Here is an 11,635-nt window from a genome sequence, read left to right on the forward strand (position 1 = left end):
GGGGAAACTATCAGGAAATAATGAAATTGCCCGTGGGGATAGCTATTCTGCGGGCCGGGGGATGGCCCGCAGTGATCAGTGATTACAACTTATCGAGCAGTTTCTTCAGCCCCTGCCCTTCGCTGGACTCTTTATTCTTTTCGGCCCATTTATTCAGTGCATCTTTGGCACGATCCTGCAGCTTTTTACGCAGCAGTTGGTCGACCTGCAACTGATAATTAAGCTGCTCCCAAGGGCCATACACCCGCAATGGGATCGGTGTTTTAGTCAGTTGCGTAATCAAATCGTTATTGCCCTGCCATCCGCCAGTAACCAGCACGTTCAACTGCATGTCGCACTGTCTACCCGGCATATCCAGCGTCCCTCCGCCACTCAAGGCCAGCAGCGGTGATTCGGCGGTTAACTCGCTGAGCGTAATCTTCCCCTTGCTCAAGGCGGCTTTGGCACGCATCTGCCTGACTTCGGTATAGCGCTGGTATTTATCCTGCCCTCGCACGCTGCTTTCGTTACGCGCCACGGCTTGCTGGATAAGCTGTTGAATGTTCAAGCCGTGCAGCTGAGCATTCTGCATGCTCAGCTCAGCGCTGCCCTGCCAGCGGTGCTCAAAGGAAGAAGGGTTAAACCGATCGCCACTGAAGTCACCCTGCATGTTGAACGAGCCCGTCAACGCCAAAGGCATCTCGAAAGCCTTGAGCACGTTCCCTAATCCAATCTGCCGCAATACCGGTTGCAGTTTAATTATTGGCTTGCCTGCGCGCGCATCCACCGAACCGGGCAGAGAGAAATCGCCGCCGGCCAGCTTGCCAGACAGGGTATTCACCATCAGCAGGCCTTGCTGATTGTCCGCTTGCGCCACCAATTGGTCGATATTCATACCACGGTAGGTGACCTGATCGGCCTTCAGGCTGACTTGCGCATTGAAGTCACGTAATACCTTTAGATTCTGCTGCGGATCTTCTGCCTGGTTGGCAATAACCGGTGCGGAAGTGACTCGCTGCATCGGTTGGGTTTCATCTGGCGTTTTTATCTGCCAACCCGAAAGCGTATCCAGATTGAGTTGCGTGGCGTTGAGATTCAATGCGTAGGCAGGCATCGGACCAAGTTGGGCACTGGCGTCGCCAGAAAGCTGGCTGTCATTGGCGCTGATCGCCAGTTGGTTAAAGACAATCTGTGGCGGTGACTGCTGATAAACCGCCTGTAGGCTGCCTTCACCTTTAATGCCTGTGGCCGGAATATCCGCGCCTATCAACTGATAGCTGAACTGCGTAACTTTTGCACCAATCTGCCGGGGGAACTGCTGCAAATCCAGGTCGGCGGCCAGGGTGAAGGCCAGATCGCGCTGATCGCGGTTCACGCGGCTGGAGAGCTCAATCTGTGCCTGATGATGGCCGTTCTGCTGCAGGCTCAGATTGATGTCGCGGACGTTAATCTGCTCATTGTTGGCACGCTGCCAGATCAGCAGGCTATCCACCACCTGCAGATTATCGATATCAAATTTCCACCGCGCTTCGGCGGTATCCTCGACCGGATAACCGCCCGGTGCAATAGGTGCATCTGGCTGGCTTTGTTCCGCGCTATCGGGTGTCAGACGGATAACCGCATTTTTCAGCAGCACCTGCTTGACGTAGAGTTGATGGGAGAGAAGCGGCAGGAGTTTGACATCAAGGCGCATATTATCTGCGCTCACTACCGGCGCGTTCGCCCCTGGCGCGGTCAGCGTCATCCGCCCGGCAAGAATACTCAACTGTGGCCACACATGCCAACGCAGGTCACCTTCCAGCGTCAGATGATAACCACTGCGCTGTTCAACCTTCTTGACCATATAAGCACGGAAATCATTCGGATTAACCAGCAACACCAAGGCAGACATCCCTGCTACCAGCACCACCAGCAAAATAACCAACGTCGTCAGTAGTCTTCTCATGCCATCCTCTTGTCAGCGCTATGCCAACTTACATCCAGCGCTGTTTAATCCTTATCAATGCGACTGGCCACTGCCCCTTGCTGATCTCGGTATTTCGCGTCCTGACGGCTGTTGTAAGGCCGTGCCGCAGGCCGGAAAGCGGTTCAAAACTCAGCGCGCCGATCAACATGCCGGGGCGTAGTGCCAATGGCAGCTTACCTGAATTATAGAACTCCAGCACAATTCGGCCCTGCCAACCTGGATCGATACGGTGTGCGGTCACATGCACCATTAGCCCCAAGCGCGCCAAAGAGGAACGGCCATCCAGCCAACCTACCAGATCGTTGGGCAGCGTTACCGATTCCAGCGTCACCGCCAGCGCCAGTTCGCCCGGGTGCAGGAAGAAGGCTTCCCCTTCCGGCAGCACAATCTCATCGCTCATTACGCGATCCAGCGCGGCGCTCACTTCATCCTTTGGCCCGCTAAGATCGATAAAGGCGGCGGTGTGGCCGCGGAATACGCGGAACTGGTTGCCCAGACGAACGTCCACTGTGGCCCCGTTAATACGCTCAGTGGGTGGACGCGGCGAAATCGCCAGTTTTCCGTTATCCAGCCAGGCTTCTATATCGCGGTCACACAGTCTCATTATTTTTCTCCATTCCATCAGGACTTATACGAAAATTGCCACACAACCGGCCAAAGGTCCACGCCATGAACCAAATAGTTCACCAAAGGCCAGAAAAAATATCTTCCGACCTTTGATTGCTTATTCAAAGAATTGGCTGATCTTGGCCTTCAAAATATCAATCGCAATACGGTTTTTCCCACCGCGCGGTACGATAATGTCAGCATACTGTTTGGACGGCTCAATAAACTGCAGGAACATCGGGCGAACGGTTTTCTGATACTGCGCCATCACTGAATCCATTGAACGACCACGCTCATTGACGTCGCGCTTCATACGGCGCATCAGGCAAATGTCCAGCGGGGTGTCGACAAAGATTGAGAAGTTCATTTCCTGGCGCAGGCGGATATCCGTCAACAACAGAATACCTTCCAGAATGATGACCTTTTTCGGTTCCAGATGAACGGTCTCTTTTTTGCGCGTATGTTCGGTGTAGCTATACAGCGGCAGCTCAATCGCCTTACCGGCTTTCAGCATTTGCAGATGCTGGAACAGCAGGCTGTGATCCATGGCGCTGGGATGGTCATAGTTGGTTTTGACCCGTTCTTCCATGGTCAGATGAGTCTGGTCTTTGTAGTAACTGTCTTCCGGGATCACACCGATATGTTGATCGCCAACCTGATCGCGCAGTTCACGATACAAGGTACTGGCGATAAGGCTTTTTCCAGAAGCAGATGCGCCAGCTATACCAATGATGACGCACTGATGCGACTTGTCAGTCATAAAATTAAAGACCTGATTTCAGAGTGGGGAAAGGGGGCGCTATGCCCGCTGAATTTCAAATTTCGGCTTGAAAGGCGGCGGGTTTAAAGCGCGACAATTATAGGGAGTTAGTCCCCTTGGCGCCAGTGTTTAACGGGCCAGACGGGAGATAATCCGCATAAACCTTTGCGATTGAGGCTAACGCATTCCTCCGTGGGCGGCTTTCAGAATAATTACGCTACTGCCAAGCGCTAACTCAAGGTACAATTTCGCTCAATTGCAAGATGAATAAACATTTGGCCTGTGGCTGAACCTCCTTTCTCCTTTTTTCTAGAGCACCGCCGCAAATGAACTGGCATTTTCTCACTTTCTTTGGCGACAGTATGCTGCTGCTACCCTGCGCGGCCATCATCTTTATTATCTTGATGCTTTCCCCTGCCAGCAGGAAACCCACCTGGCAATGGATGCTGCTGTTTGGCGGTGTCGGCGCCGTGGTGTGCATATCAAAATTGGCGTTTATGGGCTGGGGTGTGGGCAGCCGCGCATGGGACTTCACCGGCTTCAGTGGTCATTCAGCGCTGTCTGCCAGTATCTGGCCGGTCATGCTGTGGCTGATTTGCGGGCGGTTTTCTTCACGGGTCCGGCGCTCGATGGTTATCGTGGGTTATTTACTGGCCGCCGCCGTGGGCCTTTCACGATGGGTTATTCATGTCCATTCCACTTCGGAAGTGATTACCGGTTTAATTCTTGGATTTATGGTCAGCAGCACCTTCCTGTTGCTACAGCGTGGCACACCGCCGCCAAGGCTTTCCTACCGTAAAATCGCCGCCGCACTGGTTCTGCCGGTGATCCTGATTAATACCGGTACTGCGGCACCTACACAGGGGTTGCTGGAAAGGATCGCAGTGACCATCGCTCCGGTCGAAAAGCCTTTTGTCCGAGCCGATCTGCACAGCCAACCACCGGTTTCATCATTACCTCACCGTTAGAAGCCAAAATCTTGGCACTGGCCTTTTTCTTGATTGGGATGAGGCAACCGCCTCAGGCGAAGCCCCTCTCCGAAAGGGAGAGGGAACAACAAAATAAAATACCGCAAGGCTCACAGCGCGCGGAAGGAGATCTCGGTTGGGATCGCTTCCCCTTGCCAGTACATCTGAGCCGCGACGCGCCCGGCCAACTGGCGGTACATCTCGGCAAACTCGCTGTCCGGGCGGCTGATCACCGTCGGTTGACCACGATCCAGGTCTTCACGCAACGAGATATGTAACGGCATCTGTCCCAACAGGCGGCTGTTATATTTCGCCACCAGCTTATCCGCGCCACCGGTTCCAAAAATCGGCTCGTGATGACCACAGTTGCTGCAAATATGCATGCTCATGTTCTCAACGATGCCCAATACCGGCACATGCACCTTCTCGAACATCACAATACCCTTCGCTGCATCCAGCAATGCAATGTCTTGCGGGGTCGTTACCACCAACGCCCCGGTCACAGGGATGTTCTGTGACAGCGTCAGTTGAATATCCCCGGTGCCTGGTGGCATATCGATGACCAGATAATCCAGGTCCGGCCACAATGTATCCTGCAGCAATTGCAGCAGCGCCTTGCTGGCCATCGGGCCACGCCAGACCATGGCGTTGTCGTCGGTCACCAGATAACCGATGGAATTGGTAGCCAGACCGTGCGCCACGATCGGGGCCATATGCTGGCCGTCCGGCGAGGTTGGGCGTTCATGTTCAGTGCCGAGCATATTTGGGATCGACGGGCCATAAATGTCCGCATCCAGGATCCCCACCTTGGCCCCTTCCGCAATCAAGGCCAGCGCCAGGTTAACTGCGGTACTGGATTTCCCTACTCCGCCCTTGCCGGAACTGACGGCAATAATATTCCGCACGCCCTTGACGCCAGCCTGATCGTTGGCACGTTTTAGCGTGGTGATATCATGCTTGAGTTTCCAGTCAACGGCCTGGGCGCCGGTCACACGCAGCAGTTCGCCGCTAACCGAGTCCTTCAGCACTTCAAAACCGCCATGCCAGGCGAAAGGCATCGTCAATTCAATATGCAGGACATTGTCCAACAAAGCGCAATGGTGGATAGCCTTCAGCGTTGTCAGGTTGTTTTTTAACGTCGGGTGTTCAAAGGCGGCCAATACACCGGTCACCAGGGCACGCAGAACTTCAGGGTTGGTCTGCTCAGGGGATTTGGTGTTCATCCCGGCTCCTTGATTTTTGTATGAATAGCATCTCGATAAGCATATCAGAACTGGATGGTAACTCGCTCATCTAACCTGAAAGAAACCGCCCTAGCAGCGAAGAGCGCGATCGGTTAACATCAAAGACCCTTTTTAATCACTACAGAAAGCAAGTTCTCACTATGGCTCAAGTCGCGAAAAAATTATTGGTGACGTGCGCGCTACCGTACGCAAATGGTTCCATCCATCTCGGCCACATGCTCGAGCACATCCAGGCAGATATCTGGGTTCGTTACCAACGAATGCGCGGCAACGAAGTTCATTTCATCTGTGCAGATGACGCCCACGGCACGCCAATCATGCTCAAAGCGCAGCAATTGGACATCAAGCCAGAAGAAATGATTGCGGAGATGAGCCGCGAACATCAACAGGACTTCGCCGGTTTTGGTATCAGCTATGAAAATTATCATTCAACCCATAGCGAAGAAAACCGTGAATTGGCTGGCCTGATCTATAGCCGCCTGCAAGAAAACGGCTACATCAAGAAACGCACCATTTCCCAGCTTTACGATCCAGAGAAAGGCATGTTCCTGCCGGATCGTTTTGTGAAAGGCACCTGTCCGAAATGTAAATCCCCGGACCAATATGGCGATAACTGTGAAGTTTGCGGCGCAACCTATAGCCCGACGGAACTTATCGAACCTAAATCCGTGGTTTCCGGCGCTACGCCAGAAATGCGGGATTCAGAGCACTTCTTCTTCGATCTGCCCGCCTTCAGCGACATGTTGCAGGCCTGGACCCGTTCAGGGGCGCTGCAAGAGCAGGTAGCGAACAAGATGCAGGAATGGTTTGATTCCGGCCTGCAGCAGTGGGATATCTCCCGCGATGCGCCGTATTTCGGTTTCGAAATTCCTGATGCGCCAGGCAAATATTTCTACGTCTGGCTGGATGCGCCAATTGGTTATATGGGCTCGTTCAAGAACCTGTGCGATAAACGTGGCGACCTGGATTTTGACGAATTCTGGCGCAAAGACTCCACTGCCGAGCTGTATCACTTTATCGGTAAAGATATCGTTTATTTCCACAGCCTGTTCTGGCCGGCTATGCTGGAAGGCAGTAACTTCCGCAAGCCAACCAACCTGTTCGTGCATGGTTATGTGACGGTGAACGGCGCCAAGATGTCTAAATCGCGCGGCACCTTCATTAAGGCTGGCACCTACTTGCAGCACCTGGATGCAGACTGCCTGCGTTATTATTACGCCGCCAAGCTCTCTTCTCGCATTGACGATATCGACCTGAACCTGGAAGACTTTGTGCAGCGTGTCAACGCGGACATCGTTAACAAGGTTGTGAACCTGGCTTCCCGTAACGCTGGCTTTATCAATAAGCGCTTTGCCGGGACATTGGCCGATAACCTGGCGGATCCGGCGCTGTATCAGACCTTTGTCGACGCAGCGGCAAGCATTGCAGAAGCTTACGCCAGCCGTGAAACCAGCCGAGCGATCCGCGAGATCATGGCGCTGGCCGATCTGGCCAACCGTTATGTCGACGAGCAGGCCCCTTGGGTTGTGGCGAAGGAAGAAGGCCGTGATACCGATCTGCAAGCGATCTGCTCTATGGGGATCAACCTGTTCCGCGTGCTGATGACCTACCTGAAACCGGTATTGCCTTCATTAACCGAACGCGCCGAGGCGTTCCTCAACTGTGAACTGAGCTGGGATGGTATTCAGCAACCGCTCTTGGGCCACCAGGTGAACACCTTCAAGGCTCTGTTCAACCGCATCGATCTCGACAAGGTGAATGCAATGGTTAATGCCTCGAAAGAAGACATGGCAGCCACCAAAGTGGTGAGTGGCCCGCTGGCGGACGATCCGATCCAGGACACCATCAGCTTTGATGATTTCGCCAAAGTGGATATGCGTATCGCGCTGATCAAAAGCGCCGAGTTTGTGGAAGGTTCCGACAAGCTGCTGAAGCTGCAATTGGACCTGGGTGGTGAATCCCGTCAGATTTTCTCTGGTATTCGCTCCGCTTACCCGGACCCTTCGTTGCTGGCAGGGCGTTTGACCATCATGGTGGCCAACCTGGCGCCGCGTAAAATGCGCTTTGGCGTTTCCGAAGGCATGGTGATGGCGGCTGGCCCTGGCGGGAAAGAGATTTTCTTGTTGAGCCCAGACAGCGGTGCACAGCCTGGCATGCAGGTTAAGTAAGGTTTTATTCATCGGGCGTAAGTCCCCACACCCTCTCGCCGAGGGTGTGGGGAAAGTGCAACTCTGCCAAGGCCATAAAATCACCGGCCAATTTCGCAACACTCTTCGTGCCAGAAACGAATCAGGCAAAAACCCTGCCACGCCAGCAAGCGGGGCGTTGTGTTCCTGATTGACCCAAGCCAGCGCCAAAGCTGCCATTTGATCCTGCCTTCAAGCAAAACCTGCGCAACGCATCCAGACAAATCGTTATTACTATTGAAATAATTTGCTTTACCCCTTCCCTGCGCAGCGAATTCAGCTAATGTATCAATACTGACTAGAGAGCTGTATGCATAAACAGGTTAGGTTATGAAGGGATTCCCCCACAGATTAATATGTTGCTGGCAAGTTCGTTGGTGCTGACAATCGGCCGCGGCGTTACGTTACCCTTTATCACCATTTACCTGACCGAGCACTTCCATCTGCTGCCCAAAAGCGTGGGGATCATCCTTGGTATCAGCCTGACTCTCGGCATTATCAGCAGCTTTTATGGTGGCTATCTGGTCGACCGTTTTAATAAAAACCCCTGATCCTGCTGTCTATCCTGCTATTTGCATTAAGCTTTTTGTTATCCCGTGGATACCGCGCCCGGCGGGGATTATTGTGGTGCTGGCCATTCTGCATACCGCCTACGCGGTGCTCAACATCGCCATCAAGGCCTGTTTTGCCAGTTGGCTACCGGTGGCGCAACGCATTAAAGCCTTCTCGATGAACTACACGCTGGTTAACGTCGGCTGGGCGGTAGGGTCGTCGCTGGGGGTTATGGTGGCGGGTTACAGCCCATTGCTGCCGTTTTACCTCTCCGGGGGTTAGCGTTACTGACGGTGATCGTCCTCAATTTCCGCCTGCGTGGTCAACAGCCGCCACCGCTAGCTGAAGCCAATGCAACTACGGCGGCGGTACTCAACTTCCGCCAGACGGTCACCGTTTTGCGTAGCGATCGGCGGCTGATTTATTTCACCGTTGGCAGTACCCTGGGCGCAGTGGTTTTTGGCCAGTTTACCGGCTATCTTTCGCAGTACCTGATCACCGTTGCCAACGCCGAATTCGCTTACAAAGTGATCGGGGTGGTGATGATCGTCAACGCCAGCATCGTTATCGCCCTGCAATATCTGTTGAGCCGCGGCATGCGCCAGGACAACATGATCCGTTGGCTGATGCTGGGCACCCTGTTCTTTGTGCTGGGGCTGATTGGCTTTATGCTGGCCGGGCAGTCCATCGCATTATGGATGGCGGCGATGGCTATTTTCACCCTTGGCGAAATCATCGTCATTCCGGTTGAATATATGTTTATCGACTTTATCGCCCCGCCGCACCTGAAAGGCAGCTATTACGGGGTACAAAGTCTCAGTAATCTGGGGGAGCCATCAACCCGGTTATGTGTGGTTTCCTGCTGAGCTATGCACCGCCACCGGTAATGTTCCTGGTACTGATCGCGGCGGCGCTGTTCAGCCTGCTGTTTTTCTTCCTCGGCCATCGGTTGGCCGAGCAACAACCGGTTACCAGGTTCAACAGCGCTGAATAGGCGCTATCTTCTAACTTGAGTTGCCGCGCTGTTGGCTGCCAGACAATAAACTCGCAACGATATTCATGATGCGTTTTGTGGCATAGCTCACATTTTAATTGTATGATGAATGCGTCAAATTAAATGGGAAAGGGTTATGGGCAACGTATTCACACAGAGCTGGAAATACCTCAGGGCAATAGTACTGATCTACCTGAGTCTGTTTGCCGGTAACGCCATTGCAGCGCTGCTGCCGGTCACTATCCCCGGCAGCATCATCGGCATGTTGATCCTGTTTGCCCTGCTCTCTTCACAAATCCTGCCTGCCAAATGGGTCAAACCCGGGTGCCATCTGCTCATCCGCTATATGGTGCTGCTGTTTGTGCCAATCGGTGTCGGCGTGATGAAGTATTACGACCAGATTGTTGAGGATCTGGCCCCACTGGTGGTGTCTTGCCTGCTCAGTACGCTGCTGGTGTTTGTCGTGGTCGGCTATACTTCACACTACTTCCACCGTGAGCGCCAGATTATCGGCAAAGCCAACAACCCCGGGGAAGAGAAATGATCCACAATATCTGGTGGTCTCTGCCGCTGACGCTGCTGGTTTTCTTTGCCGCACGCAAATTGGCGCAATGGCTGAAAATGCCGTTGCTGAACCCCTTACTGGTGTCGATGGCGGTGATTATTCCCTTTTTATTGCTGACGGGCATCCCATACGAGCGCTATTTTCAGGGCAGCAAAATCCTTAATGACCTGTTGCAACCAGCGGTTGTCGCCCTGGCCTTTCCGTTGTATGAACAGCTTCACCAGATCCGCGCACGCTGGAAATCTATCATCGCCATCTGCTTTGTCGGCAGCATGACCGCGATGATCAGCGGTGGAGTCATTGCTCTGCTGATGGGGGCCAAGCCGGATATCGCCGCCTCGATCATGCCGAAATCGGTCACCACACCGATAGCTATGGCGGTAGCCGAATCGATCGGTGGCATTCCGGCAATCAGTGCCGTCTGCGTGATTTTTGTCGGTATTTTGGGCGCGGTTTTTGGGCAGAGCCTGCTTAGCCTGTTGAAGATCACCACCAAATCCGCACGCGGCCTGGCAATGGGCACAGCCTCACACGCATTAGGCACTGCCCGCAGTGCAGAAATGGACTATCAGGAAGGGGCATTCAGCTCATTGGCTCTGGTTATCTGCGGGATCATTACGTCGCTGATTGCGCCGTTCCTGTTCCCGATAATGCTGAGATTGTTTGGCTAGCCCCGTCAAATACTGCTAAACATCTCGAATTTATAAATTCCATTGCATAAATTTCATCAATAAATAGATGTAAATCACAATTTATTGTCAGCAGGTTGCCTAGAATGTCATCCCGTTAACTTGTAGAGAAATTTACTTATGCACTCGCGCTTTCACACTGCCTACAGCGAACTGCCATCAGCCTTGCAATCGGCCCTGCTGCCTTATCTTGATGCGCCTGGCTTCCAGGCTATGTTCAAGGCCGATCAGGTGGAAGCAATCAAGCAACACTGTGGTTTAGATGATGATGCTCTGGCATTTGCTCTGCTCCCCTTGGCTGCCGCCTGCTCGTTAACACCGATTTCGCATTTTCATGTTGGGGCCGTAGCCCGTGGTATCAGTGGCAATCTGTACTTTGGTGCCAATATGGAATTCAGCGGTGCGCCATTGCAGCAGACCGTGCATGCCGAACAATGTGCCGTTACCCACGCCTGGCTGCGGGATGAGGCCGGGTTGGTCTCCATCACCGTCAATTACACACCTTGCGGCCACTGCCGTCAGTTTATGAATGAACTAAACAGTGGTACCGGCCTGCAAATCCACCTGCCAACACGGGCACCGGCCACGCTGGGTGATTACCTGCCGTATTCATTCGGGCCAAAAGATCTGGAGATCAACGAGCTGTTGATGGACCCCGTCAACCACGGTTTCCAACTGACGCTGGATGATGAGTTGGCCAAGGCCGCTCTGGCCGCCGCCAACCAGAGCCATGCGCCCTACAGCACCGCCCACAGTGGCGTAGCCCTGGAAGCTGAAGATGGCACGGTTTACGCTGGCCGCTATGCGGAGAACGCCGCCTTCAACCCGAGTCTGCCACCGTTGCAGGCAGCATTGGTTCTCATGAATATCTCCGGCGGCGATTGCCAGAAAATCCGCCGTGCGGTATTGGCGGAGGCCCAGGGCGCCATCCTGACACAGTGGGATGCCACTCAGGCAACCCTGGCAGCCTTAGGTTGCCAGGACGTCCAACGGGTGACCTTCTAATCTCTGTGGCGGAGCCAGCGCGCTCCGCCAAATTCTGCGGTGTTGATACTTTTACCGCTACAAAATCATTTAATTACCGATCCCCCTGCCAAATTTGCTCATCATTTACTAACAATTGCTG

7 protein-coding genes and 3 pseudogenes are annotated in these 11,635 nt (G+C 53.6%); 6 read left to right on the forward strand and 4 right to left on the reverse strand.

From position 1 onward, the window contains the following. Window positions 1-82: 82 nt before the first annotated feature. The 3 genes and pseudogenes from asmA to udk form a co-directional block, all read right to left on the reverse strand. Window positions 83-1,924: an outer membrane assembly protein AsmA gene (gene asmA / locus ACQ86O_RS23185; RefSeq protein ID WP_431223040.1), complete on the reverse strand. Its 1,842-nt coding sequence runs from the start codon at window positions 1,922-1,924 to the stop codon at window positions 83-85. Between the two features lie 44 nt (window positions 1,925-1,968). Next, window positions 1,969-2,549, reverse strand: a pseudogene (gene dcd / locus ACQ86O_RS23190) (dCTP deaminase). 120 nt (window positions 2,550-2,669) lie between these two features. Then, window positions 2,670-3,311: a uridine kinase gene (gene udk, locus ACQ86O_RS23195; protein ID WP_431223041.1), complete on the reverse strand. Its 642-nt coding sequence runs from the start codon at window positions 3,309-3,311 to the stop codon at window positions 2,670-2,672. Window positions 3,312-3,637: 326 nt separating this feature from the next. Between udk and ACQ86O_RS23200 the strand changes: the two genes are divergently transcribed. Further along, entirely contained in the window at window positions 3,638-4,279 is a 642-nt protein-coding gene (locus ACQ86O_RS23200; RefSeq protein ID WP_431223042.1) for a phosphatase PAP2 family protein, read from the forward strand. Between the two features lie 110 nt (window positions 4,280-4,389). Here the strand turns inward: ACQ86O_RS23200 and apbC are convergent, their stop codons facing one another. Continuing rightward, complete coding sequence (gene apbC / locus ACQ86O_RS23205) at window positions 4,390-5,502, reverse strand: iron-sulfur cluster carrier protein ApbC (protein ID WP_431223043.1); 1,113 nt, start codon at window positions 5,500-5,502, stop codon at window positions 4,390-4,392. A 152-nt stretch (window positions 5,503-5,654) separates the two neighbouring features. On the opposite strand from apbC, the pseudogene metG reads away from it, so the two are divergent. The 5 genes and pseudogenes from metG to cdd form a co-directional block, all read left to right on the forward strand. Further along, a pseudogene (gene metG / locus ACQ86O_RS23210) lies at window positions 5,655-7,691 on the forward strand (methionine--tRNA ligase); the annotation flags it as partial. 374 nt (window positions 7,692-8,065) lie between these two features. Further along, a pseudogene (locus tag ACQ86O_RS23215) lies at window positions 8,066-9,255 on the forward strand (MFS transporter). A 136-nt stretch (window positions 9,256-9,391) separates the two neighbouring features. Further along, the gene (locus tag ACQ86O_RS23220; protein WP_431223044.1) at window positions 9,392-9,799 is read left to right on the forward strand and encodes a CidA/LrgA family protein; all 408 of its coding nucleotides are present in this window, start codon (window positions 9,392-9,394) and stop codon (window positions 9,797-9,799) included. Then, a complete protein-coding gene (locus tag ACQ86O_RS23225) occupies window positions 9,796-10,491 on the forward strand; it encodes a CidB/LrgB family autolysis modulator (protein ID WP_431223045.1) in 696 nt (231 codons plus the stop codon). Before ACQ86O_RS23220 ends, ACQ86O_RS23225 begins: the two co-directional genes overlap by 4 nt. Window positions 10,492-10,629: 138 nt before the next feature. Continuing rightward, window positions 10,630-11,514 (forward strand): cytidine deaminase, encoded by an 885-nt coding sequence (gene cdd, locus ACQ86O_RS23230; protein WP_431223046.1) that lies wholly within the window; start codon window positions 10,630-10,632, stop codon window positions 11,512-11,514. Window positions 11,515-11,635 lie beyond the last annotated feature (121 nt).

Origin of the sequence: Serratia sp. L9 (assembly GCF_050632285.1) — a bacterium.
Lineage (GTDB): Bacteria > Pseudomonadota > Gammaproteobacteria > Enterobacterales > Enterobacteriaceae > Chania.

Coding starts and splice junctions, on each gene's coding strand:
- asmA (WP_431223040.1), bottom strand. CDS start 1,924: ATGAGAAGACTACTGACGACGTTGGTTATTTTGCTGGTGGTGCTGGTA.
- udk (WP_431223041.1), bottom strand. CDS start 3,311: ATGACTGACAAGTCGCATCAGTGCGTCATCATTGGTATAGCTGGCGCA.
- ACQ86O_RS23220 (WP_431223044.1), top strand. CDS start 9,392: ATGGGCAACGTATTCACACAGAGCTGGAAATACCTCAGGGCAATAGTA.
- ACQ86O_RS23225 (WP_431223045.1), top strand. CDS start 9,796: ATGATCCACAATATCTGGTGGTCTCTGCCGCTGACGCTGCTGGTTTTC.
- apbC (WP_431223043.1), bottom strand. CDS start 5,502: ATGAACACCAAATCCCCTGAGCAGACCAACCCTGAAGTTCTGCGTGCC.
- ACQ86O_RS23200 (WP_431223042.1), top strand. CDS start 3,638: ATGAACTGGCATTTTCTCACTTTCTTTGGCGACAGTATGCTGCTGCTA.
- cdd (WP_431223046.1), top strand. CDS start 10,630: ATGCACTCGCGCTTTCACACTGCCTACAGCGAACTGCCATCAGCCTTG.